Origin of the sequence: Methanoregula sp., assembly GCA_026625165.1 — an archaeon.
Taxonomy (GTDB): domain Archaea; phylum Halobacteriota; class Methanomicrobia; order Methanomicrobiales; family Methanospirillaceae; genus MVRE01.
Genome location: CP112999.1, coordinates 2,102,778 through 2,123,752, shown reverse-complemented (window position 1 = coordinate 2,123,752; position 20,975 = coordinate 2,102,778). Strand labels below are relative to the sequence as shown.

Sequence of the window (20,975 nt, the reverse complement as noted above, 5' to 3'; positions counted from 1 at the left end):
GTCTCCCAAAAAAACTACGGGGGAAATTATTTTTCAATGGATCTGACAAAAATACCAGCTATTTTGTGTGAATTTTTGCCAGCGCGCAGGATGCACTCAGGATATAATAAGAGTTATCTATCGGGGTTTTTCAATATAGGATCAATGCTGGAGAAATTCAAGGGATGTCTGCTGGGTGCCGCAATTGGCGACGCGCTCGGCATGCCCAACGAGAGCACATCGCCAAACCTGCAGAAGATGCGGTATGGATACCGACGGGCGTACAAGGGTCACCCCAATGCGGGGCTAAAGGCCGGGCAGTTCACCGATGATACGCAGCTGATGATCCTTGCCGGTACCCTGCTTGCGGACGGGCGGTTCAATGAGGACCGGTATGCTGAAGCTCTAAGGGAACTCTATGCCCGCGGCGGATTCAGGTTCCCTGATGGCTCGGTGTCAGCTGCCTGTGAGCATATGATCCGGGACAACCCCTCAAGTGCTGGGGTCAAGTCAACGACTGCCGGCTGTCTTGCTCTCGCCATCCCGTTTGCCCTTGCATACTCAGATCTCTCTGAAGCTGTCGAGCGGGCTGTCCGCGCCTGCAATGTCACCCATACTCACCCGGCAGCCCATGCTGCGGTTGCAACACTTTCCGTCCTAATCTATTATACGATCAACGGGAGTGGTGATGCAATCCGGCAAGCGGAGAAAAAGGCATCGGTAGAGGATGACGTGCTCGGTGGACGGATACGAAACGCCCTCATGCTTGAGCGGGAAGGTGTCGATGCTGAGACTGCTGTGCTCAAGATCGGCCATGATGTATCGGTATTCCAGACACTGCCGGTTGCATTCTTCCTGATCAGTCGGTACCAGCACCCCCCGGACCTCCTCACCGTAGCCGCTAATGTTGGGGGAAATACGGATACTATCGCGCTTGTCTGCGGGGCATATCTTGGAGCCCGCGGGGGTATGGAATCGCTCCCCACCGATCTTCTCGATGGGCTCGAAGAACGCCAGAGGATCGAGCTGCTCGCGCAGCGCCTCTATGGGGTTTGCCAGCGGAAACGGGAACAGCCGTGACCTGTTCCGCGCACCAGTCCGGACCTAAAACATCCTGTTTTTTAAAAATATCGGGAAATTACCTAATAATCCGGGAAATATCCAAAAAGGATTAAATTTTTAACAAAAAAACATTGATGCATGAAGGTTGCGATTATCGGGGCATCCGGGTATGCGGGAGGTGAGCTGGTCCGGCTCCTGCATCATCACTCATCAGCGGAAGTCAACTGTGCCACCTCCCGCAAGCTTGCAGGGACGCGGCTCGTCCAGATCCATCCCCAGCTGAAAGGATTTACAGATCTTGCGTTTACGAACCCCGATATCGATGCGATCGACGCCGATGTAGCATTTCTTGCAGTCCCGCATACTGCGGCAATGACCTATGTTGGAGAACTGCTCTCCCGCGGGATCAGGGTTGTGGACCTTAGTGCGGATTACCGTTTACCAAAAGAGGTCTACGAGAAAGTGTACGGCGTCACACACACGGATTTTTTTCCTGCACCGTACGGCATCCCAGAGCTTCACAGAAGAGAGGTTACCGGTGTAAAATTTGTCGCAAATCCCGGTTGCTTTCCGACAGGCGCTACACTGGCAGCCGCCCCTCTTGCCCGGCAGGCGCACACGGTGATTTTCGATTCAAAAACAGGTGTGAGCGGGGCGGGAGACAACCCATCGGCGACAACCCATTATCCAAATGTCGGGGACAATGTCGGCCCGTATAAATGGACGTCCCACCGCCATCTTGCGGAGATGAAACAGGAGCTTTCGTTCCTTAAATCAAAGGCGAAATGCTATTTCACACCGCACCTCGTCCCCGTCAACCGGGGCATTCTCACCACAGCACACATCCTCCTCAACGAACCGATGGAGAGCAAGGAAGTCGAGAGAATCTACCGGGATTTCTATAAAAATGAATATTTTGTCCGGTACCAGAAGCCCTCGCTTGCTGCGGTACGGGGAAGCAACTTCTGTGACCTTGCGGTAGAATCCGAAGGGTACCGGGTAGTGGTGGTATCAGCAATCGACAACCTTGTCAAAGGGGCAAGCGGACAGGCGATCCAGAACATGAACCTGATGTGCGGATTCAAAGAGACTGACGGGCTGGAACATGCCGGGCTGTTACCCTAGGTGGATGCAATGCTAGTAAAGGATGTGATGACAAAGGAACCGATCGTTGCCATGACCGGCATGCCGCTGCGGGATGCGGTTGCCCTGCTCAGGAAGCATCATATCGGAGGGCTTCCGGTGATGGAAGGAAATAACCTTGCAGGGATACTTACCGAATCTGATATCATCGCCCAGCTCGAGACCGGACGGATCTCGGATGACCTCTGGCTCCCGTCTCCTCTCGAAATCATTGAGATACCGATCCGGGAGTATATCAACTGGGAAAAGACAAAACATGCGTTGAGCAACATTGGTGACACCCCGGTAAAAAAAGTGATGACGCACCGGGTGGTCACCGCAACCGAGGATATGGATATTGAGGCTGCCGCCTCGCTGATGTTAAAAGAGGGCATCTCCCGCCTACCGGTAGTGCGGGGAAAGAAACTTGTCGGGATCATCGCACGGGCAGATATCGTGCAGGGTGTGGGGATGACCTATGACAACAAAAACAATGGTGGTGCCACATGACGTTCCAGAGCATCTGCGCTGTTGAGGGTGTAACGGCAAATGGCATCAAGGAAGGCAAGTACGGGCTTGCACTTATCCGTGCGAGCGGGACTGCCGCAGGGGTATTTACCAAGAACCTTGTCAGGGCAGGCCCGATCGAGCTGATGCGCGAGCGCATCAAAAAGGGGAAACTGGAGGCGGTGGTTGCTAACAGCGGGTGCGCAAACGCGTATACCGGCAGGCGTGGATATGCCGATGCGGAAAAAATGACCGGTATTGCAGGTCAGGTGCTCGATCTTGACCCATCACTTGTCGGCGTTGCAAGTACCGGGGTTATCGGGAGGTATCTCGACCTCACCCTTATCGAGCGCCAGTGCCGGGATGTGGCAAAGGAGCTGACACGGAGTGGGTCAGCGGAATCTGCAGCTGCTCAGGCAATCATGACCACGGATACAATCCCAAAACATGCGCTGGCAAAGAACGAGGCATTCTCTGTGGGAGGCATCACTAAGGGCAGCGGGATGATTGCACCGAATATGGGGACGATGCTTGCGTTCCTCTATACCGATGCCGACGTTGGCCAGAGGCAGCTATTGCAGGCACTCAGGCTGGCAACACGCAGGTCATTTAACCGTGTCGTCGTCGACGGTGACACGAGCACCAATGACATCGCGCTCTGTACCGCTACCGGGGAAGCGGGAAAGGTACCATACCGCGAATTCTGTACAGCTCTGGAAGAATGCTGTGTCTCCCTTGCCCGGCAGATCGCAGCCGATGGGGAAGGGGCAACAAAGCTTATCGAGGTCACTGTACGGGGAGCGTCAAGCGAGGAAGCGGCTGCGGAAGTTGCACGCACAGTCATCGGCTCTCCATTGGTAAAGACTGCGGTTTACGGCGAAGACCCGAACTGGGGGCGGGTTGTAGCAGCTGCCGGCAGAGCCGGAGTACCGTTTGACCCCAATGCGGTTTCCCTTTGGATCAGTGACGGCACTGAGCGCTACCCCTTGGTAATAAACGGCGAGGTCATAGCAGACTTAAAAAAAGCAAAAGCCGCGATGCACAAAAAGAAGGTCATATTCGAGCTCGACTTTGCACAAGGAAAAGAGAAGGCAACCGCGTGGGGATGTGACCTGACAGAAAAATACGTGGAGATCAACGGGAGGTACACAACATGAAACGCGAGGATGTGCTCATGGAGGCGCTGCCGTATATCCAGCAGTTCCATGGGAAGACTCTTGTGATAAAACTTGGTGGGCATGCGATGGTCGACCCTGTCGTCCTCGAGAATGCAATCCGGGATGCGGTGCTCCTGCACTATGTAGGCATCCGTGTCGTTCTCGTTCATGGCGGCGGCCCGGAGATCACGGAAAAGATGAAACAAATGGGAAAGGAATCTGTTTTCGTCGGGGGTTTAAGGGTGACCGATACGGAAACACTCGAGATCGCCCAGATGGTGCTTGTTGGAAAGATCAACAACGGGATCGTGTCGCTTATCGCTAAGTGCGGTGCACGTGGTGTCGGACTCTCGGGCAATGATGGGAACATGGTCATCGCCCGCAAGATGGACCCCCAAAAAGTGAAGATCGGCGAAGTCGAACAGGAAGTTGATCTAGGGCATGTCGGGGAGATCGAATGGGTTGACCCGGCCATCTTAAATATCCTTCTCGATAACAAGCACATCCCGGTTATCGCTCCCATTGCTATTGACAGGTCCGGCGGGAGCCTGAACATCAATGCCGACACTGCGGCAGGGGATATTGCAGTTGCCCTTAAAGCATACAAGCTGATCAACATGACAGATGTCGACGGGGTCATGGACGCGACGAGGACAAAAGTCTACCGGAAACTCTCCATTGATGAGGCAAACAGCCTGTTAAAGTCCGGCGCGATCGGACAGGGCATGATCCCCAAGGTTACATCCGTGATCAATGCTGTTGAAAACGGTGTGACATTTGCCCATATTATTAATGGCAATGTGGAGCACAATCTCCTCCTCGAGCTCTTTACCTATGACGGTGTCGGGACGATGATCACCGTCAGGTAAATTTTTATCTTAAGTAAACCCATTACACGGGAAAACAGCCCGATATCATGAAAAAACGATGGAATATCCTCGCTGGCGCCGGCATTATCATTGTGCTTATCGTAGCACTTTACTTTTCGGGTTTTTTTAGCAACATAATGGGGGCGGGAATTCAAAAAACCGGATCTACCCTCTCACAATCATCCGGTCATTCTGGCACAGTGATTGCGTTCTATTTCTACGGTGATGGTTGTACCCATTGCGCGAACATAAAACCGCACCTCATTACTCTTGCTGCAAAGTATCCAAACCTCGATCTCATACAACTGGAAGTGTACCACAACACCACCAACCAGGAGATCCTTTACCGGGTCCAGCGAATATATAACATCTCAACACCGGGCGTCCCGACTCTCGTTATCGGTGACCGTGCTCTTATTGGAGAAAATGAGATCCGGGACTATACAGAACCAATCATCATCGAACTATCTCGAAACGCGGGACCAAGTACAAACACAACGCCCGTCGTTACCCCAATTTCCGGGAACGGGGGGTGCCCCGTTACTACCCCGGCTCTCACGCTCCCTGTAGTTGTCGCATGCGCACTCATCGACAGTGTGAACCCGTGCGCCTTTGCTGTTCTCATCTTTCTGCTGCTTTCTATAATCACACTTGAAAGCAGGCGGCGGATCCTTGTGGTTGGCGGTGCATATATCGCAGCAGTTTTCCTTTTTTACCTGCTATCCGGCATCGGGCTCTTTACTATTGTCCAGCAGACCGGCTTTTCATCGGTGCTGTTTATCGGGGCAGCGATCCTTGCGATCATTCTGGGGCTGGTGAATGTCATTGATGTCATCCGGAAGAACGAGGGGTTCATCCTTGCGATCCCAAAGTCCAGAAAAGTAACAATTGAACGATATATACGGAATGCATCGCTCCCGGCAGCGTTCGTGCTTGGGGTTCTTGTTGGAATCTTTGAGCTGCCCTGCACGGGTGGGATCTACCTTGCGATACTCGGGATGATGAGTAAAAGCCTCACGTTTGCACAAGGGCTTCCCTATCTCCTGCTGTATAATTTTATTTTCGTCCTCCCGCTGATCATAATCCTTTTCATTGTTGCATTCGGGCTCTCTCCGGAAAAGGTACATTTGTGGAGGCTTGAGAACCGGCGGATGCTCCGCTTCGCCATCGGTCTTGCAATGATAGCGATCGGAATCGTGATGCTGTCCGGGTGGCTTTAAAAAAAAGGATAGTTCTTTTAAAAAGGGAATTATTGTTAAGGGAGGTTCCCCTCACCCGAGCATTCGTGCTGCCGCTCCTCGCTCATCATAATAAGGGACTCAAATATCTTCCGGACGGTGACGGGGTCGATTTTGTACTCCACTGCATTGTTGAATACGGACTCGAGCACCGCCCTCGTCCTGTCTTCATCATGGATTGGCAGTCCCTCGCTGATCTTGATCTTTGCAATCTTTCCTGCCAGTTTCTGGCGGTGTGCTATGTTGCGGACGATCTCCCTGTCGACCTTGTCGACCTCTTTGCGGATATCCTCGATCCTCATATGCAGTGTATTGATCAAAAGGATGGTATATAGCTGATGAAAGGAAGCTGCAGTACCCAAAGAACTAATGGCAGAGACTTCCATGTAATTGGGGAATTATTATGCTCGAACGGATATCTCAGCAGGAGTGCCTTGACCTTTTCATCGCTTGGGGTGCCATCTCTCTTGCGTTTGCCATCATCTTTATCCGGGATGCGGGCGCTCGGGTTGATCCATTTACCGCGCTGATTTTTATCGGAATTTCTTTAATCACAGTCGGGATTGGTTTTGTGGCTCATGAAATGGCACATAAGTTCACTGCCATGAAATACGGGTACTGGGCGGAGTTCCGAAAGGATAACATGATGCTCGTTGTTGCCGTCGCGCTCGCTGCACTTGTCGGGGTGGTCTTTGCAGCCCCTGGCGCAACGGTGATCTATGATACCGGGCGGTCAGGTGGGGGCGGGATCAGCCGGGAGCAGAATGGGAAGATATCCGCGGCAGGCCCTGTCACAAATCTCATCCTCTGCATCCCGTTTACTGCCCTCATTTTATACGGTGGTCTCTCATCAGGCATTACAGGCAACCTAGCAACGCTGGTCGGTATGATGGGGCTGCAGGTCAATGCGATGATTGCTGCGTTCAACATGTTACCGGTGAGCGTGCTTGACGGGCGAAAGGTGCTTGCATGGAACCCGATCGTCTTTGCCATCTTGATTGTTGCTGCGTTCGGGACCCTGCTGCTCTCGTTTTATCCGAACCTGTTGTAATGATTATAAAACATTTCAGGGTTCCTTTAATTTTTCCAGCACTCTGACAACCGTCTGGCCTTTTTCAAATGCCTCGTTCATTGCAGTGGGGTGCTGCCGGATGCCGCCATACCGGTCCAGGTCATTTGCAATGATATTGTCATAGTATTCAAAGCCTACCGTGTTGAACAATGCCGTGATGACCGGAAACGCCCCGTCAAAGACATTATCCCACCCGAGTCCGGCTGTAGAAATGAAGACCGCTTTGTGCTGTCTGATGTGGTCATCGGAAAAGTAGAGAGTCTTTAATTTGAATTTTCTTGCCCAAAGAAATTGTTCGCGGTCGATAAAACCTTTGAGCTCAGCGGTGATCCCCATTGTGTAGATTGGGGATGCAACCGCAAGGCAGTCCGTTGCCATAATCCTCTCGTAAAGGATGGGCGCATCGTCTTTTACAATGCACTCCCCGTCCTTGTGACAAGCGTTGCAACCATGACACGGAGCGTAATGCAGTGTCTTGAGGACAACCTTGTCGACAGATGCACCGGCCCCAAAAGCCCCCTCAAGGAAATGGTCAAGCAGCGTCTCGGTATTTCCGTGCCGGTGCGGGCTGCCTGAAATGCCAAGGACTGTAACGGCCATTGAAGATCACGCAGCGAGCCGCTGATGTAATTCTGTGATCATATCTTTTCCCAGTTTGTCCGCATAAGCCTGTGCAGACGGGTGCTTCTGAATTGCCCCTTTTTCATCCACGTTATTAATCATCAGGTAATGGATGTCGCTGTCCCGGATGTCGATGACATGGAAGAAACATTTTACTGACGGTACTGCTGCATTAAAAACATGGTCCCAGTCCTGCCCCGCAGTAGAAAGAAAGACGCCCAGCCGTTTTCCTTTGCGTTCTGGCGGGACGACGGGGAGCTTCAGCACGTACTTGCGCGAGCGGAAAACCTGCGCGCGATCCACAAGCGCCTTTACCTGCGCTGCAAGCCCCATGCAGAAAATCGGTGATGACAGGATAATACAGTCTGCTTCGATGATCTTATCGTGCATCACGTCCATGCCGTCGCGCTGGATGCATTTATTCAGCTTCTCGCAGGCATTGCACCCGTTGCACATATGGATATCCGCCTCGGTAAGCGGGACTTTCTCAATGCTCACATCCGGTTCCCTGCCCATAGCGGAAAGCACCCAGTCAAGGAGGGTCTCGGAGTTACCATGCCGTCGCGGGCTTCCGGCAAATGCGAGGACTTTGATCGGCATAGGTTTTATTTGGGGTATCCAAAGTGAAAAAAGATTGGATTACAACCCATGATCTGTCAAAAATTTGGATTATTTTATTGTCTAGACGTTTTTAAAGCACAGATACCAGTCCTTGCACTCATACCCTTCGATCGGGCGTTTCTCCATCTCGGCGGTTGTCTTGGGTGGTGGAACAACCACCTTGTCACCCGGCTGCCAGTTAGCTGGAGTTGAGACTTTGAACTTATCCGTGGTCTGGAGTGCTTTGACAAGGCGGATGATCTCTGGCATATACCTCCCGTTCTGGAGCGGGTAATAGATCATTGCCCGAATGATGCCTTTTTCATCGATAAAGAAGACGCAGCGGACAGCTGCTGTTGAGCTTTGCCCCGGGTGGATCATACCGTACTTCTTTGCGACTTTCATCGTGAGGTCTGCGATGATGGGAAACGGGATGGCAATACCCATCTTTTCCTTGATGTCATGCACCCATGCGAGATGCGACGAGATACTGTCCACCGACAACCCGATAAGACTGACATTGAGTGCTTTGAGCTCGTCATAGATCTTCGTAAACGACATGAATTCGGTGGTGCAGACCGGTGTGAAATCTGCCGGGTGCGAGAACATCACGACCCATTTTCCTTTTAAGTCCGAAAGTTTGATCGGCCCCTGCGTTGTTTCCGCTTCAAAGTCCGGTGCGGGTTCACCCAGTACCGGGAACCTGACACACTCCTCATCTGCCATAGTTTCTCCCTTAGTTTCGAGGCCGGCTCTTTTCTTATTTCATGATCTCGTCAAGCTGCGCCTTGCCGTACACGTATGCCGGCATTCCCGAGAGCAGAAACGTCACCCGAAGCGCCTCATCAACCTCTTCTTTTGTCACGCCAAGGTTTGCCGCGCCGGAGAGCTGCGCCCGCACGGCGTGCTGGTCACGCAGGGCAGCCGCAATCGCGATTGCGATCAGCTTCTTGGTCTTCCGCGAGAGCTTACCGTCGTCCCAGATGTGCTCTTCCAGCTTCATCACCATCTCGAACATCTCTGGATCCTTGTCACAGAGTTCCTTGAAGAACCGGGGAACCTTGCCGATCTTCTTTTCCAAATCCTTGATCCTCTTGTCCATATTTTACGCACTCTCCAGTTGCATCGGTTCGCCGCAGCAGACAAGTTCTCCGCCACCGGCTTCTTTTACTATCACCACGTTACCGCAGATCTCGCATTTGAAGACCTGCCCCTCCTTTGAGACATTCACCATGATCTTTTCCTCTATTCATCAATGATAACCGGGCCGCGAGCGATAGTCATGGTGACGGAGATGCGTTGCCTGACTGGCTCGACGACCGGTGGTTAACCGGCTATACAAATGCGAAAGAAAAATGGGGTTAGATGTTGCTTTTCCCGCGTTTTGGCGGGTGCTTCGCATCCTCCGGTGTCTTGATATCCGGGCGGATGTGGGTCATCGGGAAGCACTGGTACTCCTCGCATGCGCAGGACGGGCATTTTCTGAGGTCCTGCTCACTCTTGTCAAGGTTATACTCCTTTCCGCAGTCAAGGCAGACGTACTTGCCCGCGCCGACTTTCTGTCCTGCGGTGTATGTCTTCTGTTCGGTCAATAAAATCACCAAACTTCTCATTGTTGCGGAAATGTATTTATCACTTGTGTTCGTGCAAGTCATTTGCTACATGAAAGGATTCCAGATGAAAAGTTATATCGAACCGGGCCGGGTATAGTCATAAATATGGGAAAGAAGGTTATCGGATTGCTCGGGAGCCCGCTCACCGAGGGAAATACGGCAAAACTTCTCGAAAAAGCACTGAAGGGAGCACGGGATGCAGGGTGCGAAACTGAGACTATTGTTGTCACCAACCTTGATTTCCAGTCTTGCATGGAGATGATGTTCTGTAAGGAACATGACACCTGTATCATGGACGATGACATGCAGCCGATGTACGGGAAATTCAAGGACATGGACAGCCTTATCATCGCAACACCTGTCATGACCATGGGAATCCCCGGCAAGCTCAAATCGTTCATGGACCGTTTCCAGGTCTTTTTCATGGCAAAATACGTCAGGAATCAGCCGTTCATCAGCCGGGACCGGAAAAAAAACCGTTTGGCGCTCTTTATCTGCATCTCCGGTATGAAAATCCCGGATGTTTTTGTCGGGGCAAAGAAGACCGTGGAAGCGTTCTTGGATATTATCGACTGCAAATACTGGGACGAGCTCATGATCAACGATATGGATACCATTCAGGATGTGGGAAAACACCCTGAGCTGCTGGAAGCAGCATACAAAAAGGGATTTGCGATGGGTGTACTTTTAAAAAACAACTGATTGGATGACCGTTGACTTAGATCAGTCCTCTTTCCTTGAGACTGACAAATCCCTCTTTTGTCACGATAATATGGTCGAGGAGTTGGATCCCGAGTGTTATTCCGGCATCTTTGAGTTGTTGGGTTATGGCGATATCCTGTGAGCTTGGTTCGAGTGATCCCGACGGGTGGTTGTGGACGCAGATGATTGACGCAGCACGGTCGGTTATCGGATCTGCAAAGACTTCCCGCGGGTGGACGAGGCTGTGGTTGAGGAGCCCCACGGTGATTACCCTTTTACCGAGCATCTCACCGGCCCCGTTGAGTGAGATGCAGATAAAGTGCTCCTGCCGGTGCCCCCGGTATTCATCGACCAGCGGGAGGATGTCTTCGGGTTTTATGATCCGGCGTGCACAGTTCTTCTCTGCATAATGCCGGCGCCCCAGTTCAAAACATGCCATCACCTGTGCAGCCTTTGTCTCCCCAACTCCCTCAATATCCCGGAGATCCGTATACGATGGCAGACCACTGGCAATACGGATTTTTTCCGATATATCCCTTGCAATCATCCGGACATCGCGCTTCACCGTGCCCCTGCCGATAATTGCCTCGACAAGCTCTGTATCAGTGAGCGCCGCCGGACCTTTTGCCACTAACTTCTCGCGGGGGCGATCACTCGGCAGCACATCCTTCATCTTTTTCATGCAGTCACAGCACCCGGAACCAGCCCGAACAATTTCATCTCTTTTCGGTCATTTCCATGAAGGAAAAATCTTTCTTTTTAATTTTTATCGGTGCTCTCGGTATTTTCTGCCGACTGCCCGATGAAGAATCTTTAAGTATTTTTTGTCCATAGTATATCCTCATGGCAACAGTCGAGAATGCAAAGGAAGCCTATGCCGGCGAATCTCAGGCAAACCGGAAATACCAGGCGTTTTCTGACAAGGCTGCAGACGAGGGTTTTAAGAATATTGCGACACTTTTCAAAGCAGCTTCAGAAGCAGAGGCAATTCATGCGAAGAAGCTATTGAAGGTGCTCGGGGCTGTCGGTATCACGCAGAACAACCTCAAAGAGAGCATTGCAGGGGAGACCCATGAGTTTACCGAAATGTATCCCGGGTTTGTGAAAGTGGCCGAGAGCGAGAAGAAGACAGATGCCGTGCTTGCTTTTACCTATGCGATGAAAGCAGAAGAGGTGCATGCAAAACTGTATGAAAAGGCACTTTCGCTTTTAAAGGCGGGTAGTGACATGGGCCGTGAGAAGATCCTCCTCTGCCCGGTCTGCGGGAATATCGAGCTGGGAAAAGCCCCGGATAAATGTCCTATCTGCGGAGTTTTCGGCAAGCAGTTTCGCGAGATAACTATCTAACCATTTTTCCATCACAATTTTAAAAAACTCAAAGTCAGGCAACTGCATCATGTGACCTTATCCCTGTTGCGCCGGTGGAGCCAGAAGATTACCAGCACAATGGCAATCAGGGTTGCCCATGATGCAGAGTAGATGACGATAATGGGATTTGAGAATATCGGGTGGGGCGGTTCCTGGATTGGGGGTGGCGGTGCAGTGCAATGGACTTCGATGTAAGCGGATGAAGGGAAACGGTTGACGCCGTCAAAGTACCTGATGATTATGGTTGCATTTCCTGAAGGGATGATCGCTTCGGACGGAGTATTGAGGGTATTGGGAAATGCTACCGAACGGGTGAGCCTGGTCGTGCCGTCATCGATCTCGATATACCATGCGTCAGGGTAGACCTGAGAATATGTATCTTTTACATTCACCGCGATTGTGGAGCCCGGCGGCACCTGTACATGCCAGACGGCCTGTTGTTGAGCGTCCGTCATAATAATCCTGTGAACCATTTCCTCACCGCCTTTCAGAGCAAACGAAGTCGAAAGGTAGCTGCACTCCGCAGGCAATGTACGGAGTGTTTTTTCATAGGTCAAAGGCACCGGCTCCAGTGTACAGCTGAACCGGGCATCCATAACCTCTCCATACGTAAGAGCACGGTTATGGATCCTGACCTCATCAAGCCCGCCTTTCATATACCCGTTGCACTGTGGGTCGGGCCGGTCGACAGTTCCCGCATCGACCCCGAGCATGACATAATTATTGTAGGAATAATGGATCGGTCCTGAAGCATTTACCATATTGCGCAGGATACCGTCAAGGTAGATCTTTGCAGTGCGGCCATCATAGGTTCCAGCGACATGGTGCCACTGGTTGGGGCGGATGTATTCATGCTGGATAGGTACCGCAATATCGCCCGCACCTACGGAACTGACTGTCCACCACAGGTCACCCCCGTCATCAAACGCCATCCGGTATCCCCCGTCTTTGTATGATGAGATCAGGACCTGCCGGTCATACGAATATATTGCAAACCAGAGGTCAACCGTGATCTCTGTATCAGGGTGGTTTTTTGAACTGTAGGGGATTGCGACATACTCGCCAGAACCACTGAGCTGCAACCCTCCGCTGCACGCACCATTGTCCGTGCGTGAAGCGTTGTGGATCGTGCCGGAATTCCCGTTGCCTGAAATGTCGAGAAGGTACTGCCCGCTTCCTTCATTCATATTCAGGTAGGCAACCGGCTCAGGTGAAGGGCTGGTGGTGCCGGGAGCAGCATGCACACCTGCAGCAAGCAAATACACCAGAATCCCGAGAAGGACACACTGTCCAACCAACCGTGCACCGGATCCGACGATCACAGGCTATTCACGTATGCAGTATTGGGTAAAGGGTAAAAAGAACATTGCGATACCCTGACAACATCCAATGATTTTTTTCAAGGATACGAACGGCATATTTTTTTAATTTGAAGGCACACGCCGTGTGATGCAGAAGGTCAGCGTCTATTCCACGAAAAACTGTCCGTACTGCCGTATGACTAAGGCATTCCTTGACAAAAACAATGTGCCCTATACCAGCATCGATGTCGGGGATGATGTCGAAGCGGCAAAAAAAATGGTCGCTATATCAGGACAACGAGGGGTTCCTGTTATTACTGTCAATGATGAGATTATTGTTGGTTTTGATTCCCGGCGGCTCAACGAATTATTCGGGGATACAGAAAAAAGCCAGCAGTTCGATGTCCTGATCGTCGGTGCGGGCCCGGCGGGGCTTACGGCGGGAATGTACTGCGCCCGCAAAATGCTCAAAACAGTCATAATCTCAGAAAACATCGGGGGGCAGGCGCTGCAGTCATGGGCAATTGAAAACTATATGGGCTACCGGATGGTCACGGGAGAAGACCTGATGAAAAAGTTTGAGGAACAGGCGCGATCCTTAAACATCCAGCTTGAACTTGACGGTGTCGAAGGGATCGCAAGGGAGGAGGACATCTTCACAGTAAAAACTGCAACCGGTGCAACCTATTCTGCAACCAGCATTATCCTTGCGCAGGGCAACCACCCCAAAAACCTTGGAGTCTCCGGCGAAGAGAAGTACCTCGGGCGCGGGCTTTCTGTTTGCTCAACATGCGACGGGCCGCTCTACCAAGGCAAGAAGGTGGCAGTTGTGGGCGGCGGAAATTCCGCGCTCCAGACCGCAGTCGAGATGAGCAGCATTGCTGCATCGGTCAGCCTGATCGTGCGCAAAAGCATCCGCGCCGATGAAGTTTATCTTGATATGCTTAAATCAAAACCTTCCATCATGATCCATATGCCGGCACAGATATCTGCACTGCATGGTGACGGGTTCCTGACAGGAATTACCATCAGGGATGATAAGGGTGCCGAACAGACCCTCAAGGTTGACGGGCTCTTTGTGGAAATTGGCTGGCAGCCAAACACCCTTATCGTAAAAGACCTTGTCACACTCAACGAACGAGGCGAAGTGGCAATCGATATCAACTGTCACACAAGTGTGCCCGGCATCTTCGCTGCGGGGGATGTCACTTCTGTAAAGAGCAAACAGATCGTCATCGCTGCCGGCGAAGGTGCAAAAGCTGCCCTTGAAGCACATGGCTATGTGATGCGGAACAGGAGACCGGATACATAAAAAACAGGATTTATTGTCCTTTTTTATCTTTCTGCCTGTAACCTTCTAGCAGAATACTTGCGATATTCTTTACCGGGAGATCTGTGTGTCCGGCAATATGGAACTCGCAGAACGGGCATGATGATATTACGATATCCGCCTTTGTCTTTTGAATCTCCTCGCCTCTTCGTTTGCCAAGCGCGGCCGCCTCATCCGGCATTCCGGATTTCACACCCCCGCCTGAACCGCAGCATATTGCGGGCATCTCAATAAGATCCACGACCTGCCGGATCAGCTGCCGGGGTTGTTCGCGGATACCCTGCCCGCGAAGGAGATGGCAGGGATCATGATATGTGGCCCTGATTGGCAGGTGTGCCGGGGGCTCAATTCCGTATTTTGTAAGCACCTCGTTGATGTCCATGACCGTAAACGGCAGATTCTTGTAATCGTTTTTCAGCGTGGAACCACACCCGGCACACATTGTCATAACGGCGTCTACCCCCCGGGACCTGAATGTTTCAATATTCTTCCGTTTCAGTGCATCGAGATAATCAAGCTGGCCGGTCCGGATAAGCGGTGAACCACAACAGACCTGCTCTTTGGGAATAATGATACGGAACCCATTGCGTCTGAGGACCTCCATGGCATCAAGCGCCGTTTTTGGCAGGCGCATATTGTACATGCACCCCACAAAAAAACCTATCGTTGTTTTGGGGATTCTTGTACCGAAAGGCTCCAGCACCTCTCCTGCGTGTTCCAAAAATGTCGGCTCAATGCGGGTAACGCTCCTTCCCGTTTCCCTGACAAGTGCTGCCACCTCCTGGTGACGTGGGAGCGTGAAACCTTTTTTGTTTGCGAGGGCACGTAGCTTCTCGATCGCTTTGCCCGGAATTTCGATATCCTTTGGGCATACCTTCCAGCATGCCTGGCAGGAGGTGCAGGTGAACAGACCCTGTTCAACCGCTTCCGGGATCCGGTCTTTTGAGTCCCGTGGGTCAAGCGTGAGCCGCATTTCCTGTCGCATCGCCGTGGGGCCGAGAAATTTTGTCACGTCCATGGCGGGACACACCGAGACGCAGCAGAGGCATTCAATACAGCTCCGGAGCGGTTTTATCGCATCGATCTCTTCCTTTGCCGGCATCACGAGCTCTGATTTTGGAGTAAGGAATGCAATTGAGTCAAGATTTTGTGCGAGATCGACAACAAGGTCTCTTTTTATCGCGAGTTTTAACGGTTCGATGATCATGCCATCCCGTGCCTCCTCCATGCAGGCTAGCACCGGTTCACCGTTTACCTGCACTGCACAGCTTCCGCACTGCCCGGATCCGCAGCAGTACCGGTACGAGAGCGTCTGGTCGATCGAATCGTGGATCGCGTGAAGCACATGAAGAACCCGGGCGCCTTCGTTCATCTGAACGGTGTAAGGGACGAGCCTCCCACTGGTATCTGTAGTGGGATCGAACCGGTATACCTCTACGGTAAGGCGGTTCATGTGTACACCCTCCTCTCAATCCCTTCACGGGCTTGCGATATGTATGTGTGCGCAAACGGCGAGGAAGTTGCATCCCATGCATGGCAGATATCGGTGCGCACGTGTGCCCCCCGCGACTCTGGGCGAAGGAGAGCGCTCTTGCAGATAAGCGATGCGGTAAGGCACATATTCTGAACCGTGCAGCACTCAATATAGTTACGTGCAGATTCAGCTTTAAGGTCAGATGCGGGAAGGTGCATCACCTTTACAAGAGTTGAACGGAGATCATTTGCATTCCGGAAGATCCCAGCCCCTTCCCACATTGCGAGCTGGAGTTGCTGTGCAACGGTTACAGGTCTGGTTGCCCCATCCAGGAACCGTAAGAGCCGTTCCTGCTGAGCCTCTATTTGGAGGGCATTGACGGTTTTAATCCGTTTTTCTGACATTCCCGCAGATTCTCCAGCCCGTCTCCCGAAAACCTGTGTTTCCGCAAGTGCGTTACCCCCGAGCCGGTTTGCGCCATGTACTCCACCCGAAACCTCGCCACAGGCAAAGAGCCCCGGGAGTGTTGTCTCGCATCGCGGAGTGATCCGGAGTCCGCCCATAATATGGTGTGCAGTTGGCGCCACCTCCATCGGTTCAGTCCTGATGTCAACACCGAACTTGAGGAACTGTTCGAGCATCACCGGAAGCCGGCTCTCGATCTGTTCACTGGGCAGGTGGGTGACATCAAGATACACCCCGCCGTTCTTCGTGCCGCGCCCTTTGTTAATCTCCGAGGCAATCGACCGTGCGACCACGTCACGGGTGGAGAGCTCCATCCGTTCCGGGTCATACTGTTTCATGAACCGCTCACCGAGCATGTTCTTAAGGACGCCCCCCTCACCCCTCACCGCCTCAGTAACAAGCCTCCCGCGTGCGTCATACGGGAAGACCGCACCGGTCGGGTGGAACTGCACCATCTCCATATCGATCAGTTCCGCCCCGGCCCGGTACCCGATTGCATAGCCGTCTCCGGTCCCGCTTGCCGAATTTGTGGAGATGTCAAACACCCGCGTCCCTCCCCCAGTTGCAAGGATGGTACTGTCTGCTGTTATGGTGATCAGATCACCCTTTTCATCCAGTGCGCATGCCCCTATGACGCGGTCGCCGTCTTTGAGAAGATCGATAACCGTTGTATCGGCCAGCGTCTCGACCGGAAGTCCGTTGAGCCGTTCCACAAGTGTCGTCATCATCTCGTGACCGGTACGGTCGCCGGCATAGCATGTCCGCGGGAACCGCTGTCCCCCGAACGGGCGCTGGGCAACCTTGCTGTCCTCTGTCACGTCAAAGACTGCGCCCCAGCGGATCAGGTCATCCATCCGCTGCGGGGACTCGGCAACAAGTATTTTTACAAGATCCGGGTCGTTGAGGAACGCACCCCCTTTCATCGTGTCCTCGAAATGGATCCCGCAGGAGTCCTGTTCCCGGAGTACGGCATTGTAGCCCCCCTCTGCCATCGGGGTACATCCTCCCTTTCCAACAATCGTTTTGGAGATGAGCACAACATCGCCATATGCTGACGCTTCGATTGCTGCACGCACTCCTGCGCCACCGCTGCCAATCACCAGCACATGGCAATCCGTTCCACCCTCATCTGCACGCATCTTATTACTCTGTGGGGTGTATACTATCATAAATAAATGGCACAGCACGAGTGAGAAAGCCATGAGACTTTTAATGAAATTTGGCGGGACTTCTGTTGCCGATGCCCCGTGTATCGCCCGCGTTGTTGATATTCTGGAACACCACCACAGACAAGGTGACGAACTCGCGGTCGTCGTGTCAGCACAGCGGGGGGTCACCGACCAGCTCATCGAGATCGCTGTGAAACTTCCGGAAAGCAAAGACGAATCTGCGATCGAACCCCTGATCCAATCCCTGCGCACCCGTCACATGACAACACTCAAGGGTGCCGCCCCGGATTATATCAATGAGGTCGGGCCGATCATCGAGGAGCGGCTACGGGACCTCAATAATATCCTTCATGCCGTGCATAACCTGCGGGAGCTGACCCCCCGCTCAAAGGATTACATTATTTCCTATGGTGAGCGGCTTCTTGCCCCAATCATCGGGGCAGCTCTGGAAGAACGGGGGATTCCCTCGGTGGTGCTGGATGGCTGTGAGGCGGGCATCGTGACGACACCCCAGCACGGAGAATCCACGGCATTACCGGATTGTGATGAACGGGTCCGCCGACGGCTCGGTGCGGTTGTGAAAAATTCTGTTCCGGTCATCATGGGGTTCATGGGATGCACTGCCACGGGAATTGTCACGACGCTTGGGAGGAGCGGTTCGGATTACTCGGCATCGATCATTGGTGCCGGTATCGATGCAAACGAGATCTGGATCTGGACTGACGTCGATGGGATCATGACATCTGATCCGCGGGTGATCAACAATGCCCGGGTGATGCCTGAGCTCTCCTATCTTGAAGTGATGGAGCTCTCGTTCTTTGGTGCAAAGGTTATGCACCCCCGTTCGATTGAACCGGCGATGCGCAAGAATATCCTTGTGCGGGTCAAGAACACGTTCAACCCGTCGCATCCCGGGACAACCATCGTGCGCAACCAGAAGCGCGATAACCGGGTTGTCAAAGCCCTGACATACATAGAGAAGGTCGCATCGGTGAACATTAACGGGGCACAGATGATCGGTCGCCCTGGTGTTGCACAGGCAATCTTCTCTGCACTCGCCGACCGCGAGGTGAACGTGATGATGATTTCACAGGGTTCGTCAGAGGCAAATATCTCGCTGATTATCGACGAATCGCATCTTCCGGTCGCGACCGAAGCGCTGAGCCCTCTTGTAAAACAAGGGATCGTGAGGGAAGTGATCGAGAACCGGAATGTAGCAGCTGTTGCAGTCGTTGGATCGGGTATGGTGGGTGCACCGGGAACCGGTGGCCGGATCTTCACAGCACTTGGCCGCGAGGGAATCAACGTGATGATGATCTCCCAGGGGTCATGTGAGGCAAATATCTCGTTTGTGGTCCGGCAGGAGGACGGTCCACGCGCTGTCCGGGTTCTCCACGATGAGTTCCGGCTCTCGGAGGCATCGGATGAGTAGCCGCTCCTATGCAGATGCGGGAGTGGACATCGACCTTGAAGCAACCGCAATAAAGTCGTTGATAAAAAATCTCACCTTCAGGCGCACTGGCTCTCCCAGGATGACCGGGAAGGTCGGGCATTATGCCGGTCTTTTGGAATTTGGCGATAATGTACTCGCCCTCACAACTGATGGGGTTGGCACCAAGATGCTTGTCGCAGACATGATGCAGGACTGGACCACCGTGGGTATCGACTGCGTTGCGATGAATGTCAATGACCTCTATGTCATGAACCTTGAACCAGTTGCATTTGTAGACTACATCGCCACCGACAGGCTCTCTGCGGAGAAGATGTCACAGATTGGCATAGGCCTGAATGAAGGCGCACGGCAGTCAAATATCGATATCGTAGGAGGAGAGACGGCGACACTCAAGGGGCTGGTCAACGGGCTCGACCTAGCCGGGACATGCCTTGGCATCCAGAAGAAAGACCGGGTTGTGACCGGTGAAAAAATTAAACCCGGCGATGCCATCATTGGTGTGCCCTCCACCGGAATCCACAGCAACGGGCTCACGCTTGCCCGTAGTGTCGCGGAAGAACATGCAGATTTTGAGACCCGGCTTTCCAACAAAAAGACTCTCGGCGAGGAACTTCTTACCCCGACCCGGATTTATGCTGAAACCCTGCGGGTTGCACAGCGGTGCACCATACATGGCATGTGTCATGTCACTGGGGGAGGTTTACTCAATTTCAAACGACTGAGTCCCCATGGGTTCTACTTTACTGACCCGATCAAACCTCCGGAGATCTTTACTTGGATCCAGGAGAACGGAGGGATTGAAACAGTCGAGATGTACCGCACATTCAACATGGGGATGGGGTTTGCGTATATAGTGCCAAAATCGGGTGTTGACTGTGTCATGCGGGAAGTTGCAGGTGCAAAATTAGTGGGGGAGATCCGTCATAAGCCCGGGGTCTGGCTTGGAGATATCGAGATCACCTAACAATTTTTTGTGTCAGCGTGAAGTGGTGATTTTCTCACTTTTTCCGAAATGATGGCACTGTTACCCGAAGGGTCTTCGATAATCAGGGTAAACGGGAACGTCCCCTCGCGCGCCCGTCTGATTTTACCGAGAAGCACTTGTGCGTTTTCCCGCTCCTCGTTCTCCGCCCAGAGAAGGGTACCCTGCACGATACGCTCGATCCGATCAAGGACACCCTCAATGTTGGTGACAAATCCATCGCAGGCTGGCCCCGGGTCGATCTGCACCCCCAGCTCGGGAATCTTCACTGTCCCGGTCATGCTTCGGACTACGCGGATCGCAAAATCCTCCGCGCCGGAACATGAGTACTCGTATCTGCAGGGTTCAGCCGATTTGAGGAGCTGGGTATCGACATACCGGTAACCACATAATGGACAGTTCGCACTGATGAGGAGGATGTCAGAAAAAAATGGAATATTTTCGGTCTGGTATAGATATTCTATCTCGTTTGCACAGGATGGACATGGGCCCGGAACGACGGTGCGCACTCTTTTATGCTCCGCCAATCTTGTCGCGGGAAATCTTGACGGACATAGGCGTCAGGACAACATAGCGCTGGTCACCGAGTCCGATGATGTCCCCGTTGACGTCTTTTGCAACCTCTTTTAAATCTTTTAAGACCCGCTCATAAGATATTTTGTCCATTTTGAGCCGGGAAATATCGACGATCACAATATTGCCGGAATATACCTCATCTTTGACCCGGGGTGTGTCCTTGAGGTCGCTGATGGTTGCAATTTTTACAAGGAGGGCTGGCGATCCGGTGCCATGTTCTTCATAGGACGTGAGGTCCAGATCCATATAATCATCGTCCGAGCTTCCGGAGCTCTTGCCAAGGAGCGTATCTATGATTTTAACCATAACAAAACT

The 20,975-nt window shown here is 52.5% G+C and carries 25 protein-coding genes; 12 read left to right on the top strand and 13 right to left on the bottom strand.

Annotated features, from left to right (window positions below; all coding sequences use genetic code 11):
• Positions 1–144: 144 nt before the first annotated feature.
• From OS112_11190 to OS112_11165, 6 genes are all read left to right on the top strand, one after another.
• Positions 145–1,059, top strand: coding sequence for an ADP-ribosylglycohydrolase family protein (locus OS112_11190; GenBank protein ID WAC04997.1), 915 nt, complete (start codon positions 145–147; stop codon positions 1,057–1,059).
• A 120-nt stretch (positions 1,060–1,179) separates the two neighbouring features.
• Positions 1,180–2,166: an N-acetyl-gamma-glutamyl-phosphate reductase gene (argC, locus tag OS112_11185; protein WAC04996.1), complete on the top strand. Its 987-nt coding sequence runs from the start codon at positions 1,180–1,182 to the stop codon at positions 2,164–2,166.
• Between the two features lie 9 nt (positions 2,167–2,175).
• Entirely contained in the window at positions 2,176–2,673 is a 498-nt protein-coding gene (locus tag OS112_11180; GenBank protein WAC04995.1) for a CBS domain-containing protein, read from the top strand.
• Positions 2,670–3,827: a bifunctional glutamate N-acetyltransferase/amino-acid acetyltransferase ArgJ gene (argJ, locus tag OS112_11175; GenBank protein WAC04994.1), complete on the top strand. Its 1,158-nt coding sequence runs from the start codon at positions 2,670–2,672 to the stop codon at positions 3,825–3,827. Before OS112_11180 ends, argJ begins: the two co-directional genes overlap by 4 nt.
• Complete coding sequence (gene argB / locus OS112_11170; protein ID WAC04993.1) at positions 3,824–4,696, top strand: acetylglutamate kinase; 873 nt, start codon at positions 3,824–3,826, stop codon at positions 4,694–4,696. The genes argJ and argB overlap by 4 nt, the downstream gene beginning before the upstream one ends.
• A 47-nt stretch (positions 4,697–4,743) precedes the next feature.
• On the top strand, positions 4,744–5,916 hold the full coding sequence (locus OS112_11165) for a hypothetical protein (protein WAC04992.1): 1,173 nt from the start codon (positions 4,744–4,746) through the stop codon (positions 5,914–5,916).
• A gap of 35 nt (positions 5,917–5,951) precedes the next feature.
• Here the strand turns inward: OS112_11165 and OS112_11160 are convergent, their stop codons facing one another.
• Entirely contained in the window at positions 5,952–6,236 is a 285-nt protein-coding gene (locus tag OS112_11160) for a chorismate mutase (protein ID WAC04991.1), read from the bottom strand.
• Positions 6,237–6,337: 101 nt separating this feature from the next.
• Here OS112_11160 and OS112_11155 point away from each other — a divergent pair, with 101 nt between their 5' ends.
• Complete coding sequence (locus tag OS112_11155; protein ID WAC04990.1) at positions 6,338–6,985, top strand: peptidase M50; 648 nt, start codon at positions 6,338–6,340, stop codon at positions 6,983–6,985.
• Between the two features lie 15 nt (positions 6,986–7,000).
• Here OS112_11155 and OS112_11150 read toward each other — a convergent pair whose 3' ends face one another.
• The 6 genes from OS112_11150 to OS112_11125 all read right to left on the bottom strand — a co-directional run bounded on the left by OS112_11150 (position 7,001) and on the right by OS112_11125 (position 9,840).
• Entirely contained in the window at positions 7,001–7,606 is a 606-nt protein-coding gene (locus OS112_11150; GenBank protein ID WAC04989.1) for a flavodoxin family protein, read from the bottom strand.
• 6 nt (positions 7,607–7,612) lie between these two features.
• On the bottom strand, positions 7,613–8,227 hold the full coding sequence (locus tag OS112_11145) for a flavodoxin family protein (protein WAC04988.1): 615 nt from the start codon (positions 8,225–8,227) through the stop codon (positions 7,613–7,615).
• Between the two features lie 81 nt (positions 8,228–8,308).
• Positions 8,309–8,953 (bottom strand): peroxiredoxin, encoded by a 645-nt coding sequence (locus OS112_11140; GenBank protein WAC04987.1) that lies wholly within the window; start codon positions 8,951–8,953, stop codon positions 8,309–8,311.
• A gap of 34 nt (positions 8,954–8,987) precedes the next feature.
• Positions 8,988–9,329: a carboxymuconolactone decarboxylase family protein gene (locus tag OS112_11135; protein WAC04986.1), complete on the bottom strand. Its 342-nt coding sequence runs from the start codon at positions 9,327–9,329 to the stop codon at positions 8,988–8,990.
• Between the two features lie 3 nt (positions 9,330–9,332).
• On the bottom strand, positions 9,333–9,461 hold the full coding sequence (locus OS112_11130) for a desulfoferrodoxin FeS4 iron-binding domain-containing protein (protein WAC04985.1): 129 nt from the start codon (positions 9,459–9,461) through the stop codon (positions 9,333–9,335).
• Positions 9,462–9,588: 127 nt separating this feature from the next.
• Complete coding sequence (locus OS112_11125) at positions 9,589–9,840, bottom strand: hypothetical protein (protein WAC04984.1); 252 nt, start codon at positions 9,838–9,840, stop codon at positions 9,589–9,591.
• 105 nt (positions 9,841–9,945) lie between these two features.
• On the opposite strand from OS112_11125, the gene OS112_11120 reads away from it, so the two are divergent.
• Entirely contained in the window at positions 9,946–10,542 is a 597-nt protein-coding gene (locus tag OS112_11120; protein WAC04983.1) for a flavodoxin family protein, read from the top strand.
• A gap of 16 nt (positions 10,543–10,558) precedes the next feature.
• On the opposite strand, the gene radC is transcribed toward OS112_11120, so the two are convergent.
• Complete coding sequence (gene radC, locus OS112_11115) at positions 10,559–11,224, bottom strand: DNA repair protein RadC (protein WAC04982.1); 666 nt, start codon at positions 11,222–11,224, stop codon at positions 10,559–10,561.
• 161 nt (positions 11,225–11,385) lie between these two features.
• On the opposite strand from radC, the gene OS112_11110 reads away from it, so the two are divergent.
• Positions 11,386–11,889, top strand: coding sequence for a rubrerythrin family protein (locus OS112_11110; GenBank protein ID WAC04981.1), 504 nt, complete (start codon positions 11,386–11,388; stop codon positions 11,887–11,889).
• A 47-nt stretch (positions 11,890–11,936) separates the two neighbouring features.
• Here OS112_11110 and OS112_11105 read toward each other — a convergent pair whose 3' ends face one another.
• Positions 11,937–13,232 carry a LamG domain-containing protein gene (locus OS112_11105; GenBank protein WAC04980.1) on the bottom strand — a complete coding sequence of 432 codons (1,296 nt, stop codon included), beginning with the start codon at positions 13,230–13,232 and terminating at the stop codon, positions 11,937–11,939.
• Between the two features lie 127 nt (positions 13,233–13,359).
• Between OS112_11105 and OS112_11100 the strand changes: the two genes are divergently transcribed.
• On the top strand, positions 13,360–14,523 hold the full coding sequence (locus OS112_11100; GenBank protein WAC04979.1) for an FAD-dependent oxidoreductase: 1,164 nt from the start codon (positions 13,360–13,362) through the stop codon (positions 14,521–14,523).
• A gap of 10 nt (positions 14,524–14,533) precedes the next feature.
• Here the strand turns inward: OS112_11100 and OS112_11095 are convergent, their stop codons facing one another.
• Together OS112_11095 and OS112_11090 are read right to left on the bottom strand one after the other, a co-directional pair.
• Positions 14,534–15,994, bottom strand: a complete 1,461-nt coding sequence (locus OS112_11095; protein ID WAC04978.1) for a succinate dehydrogenase/fumarate reductase iron-sulfur subunit — start codon at positions 15,992–15,994, stop codon at positions 14,534–14,536.
• On the bottom strand, positions 15,991–17,619 hold the full coding sequence (locus OS112_11090) for a fumarate reductase subunit A (protein WAC04977.1): 1,629 nt from the start codon (positions 17,617–17,619) through the stop codon (positions 15,991–15,993). The genes OS112_11095 and OS112_11090 overlap by 4 nt, the downstream gene beginning before the upstream one ends.
• 61 nt (positions 17,620–17,680) lie before the next feature.
• Here OS112_11090 and OS112_11085 point away from each other — a divergent pair, with 61 nt between their 5' ends.
• Together OS112_11085 and purM are read left to right on the top strand one after the other, a co-directional pair.
• Entirely contained in the window at positions 17,681–19,081 is a 1,401-nt protein-coding gene (locus OS112_11085) for an aspartate kinase (protein ID WAC04976.1), read from the top strand.
• Entirely contained in the window at positions 19,074–20,066 is a 993-nt protein-coding gene (gene purM, locus OS112_11080; GenBank protein ID WAC04975.1) for a phosphoribosylformylglycinamidine cyclo-ligase, read from the top strand. The genes OS112_11085 and purM overlap by 8 nt, the downstream gene beginning before the upstream one ends.
• On the opposite strand, the gene OS112_11075 is transcribed toward purM, so the two are convergent.
• Positions 20,063–20,593, bottom strand: coding sequence for a ZPR1 zinc finger domain-containing protein (locus OS112_11075; protein WAC04974.1), 531 nt, complete (start codon positions 20,591–20,593; stop codon positions 20,063–20,065). The two genes, purM and OS112_11075, sit on opposite strands and share 4 nt — an antisense overlap.
• A 4-nt stretch (positions 20,594–20,597) precedes the next feature.
• The gene (sepF, locus tag OS112_11070; protein WAC04973.1) at positions 20,598–20,966 is read right to left on the bottom strand and encodes a cell division protein SepF; all 369 of its coding nucleotides are present in this window, start codon (positions 20,964–20,966) and stop codon (positions 20,598–20,600) included.
• Between the last annotated feature and the right edge of the window lie 9 nt (positions 20,967–20,975).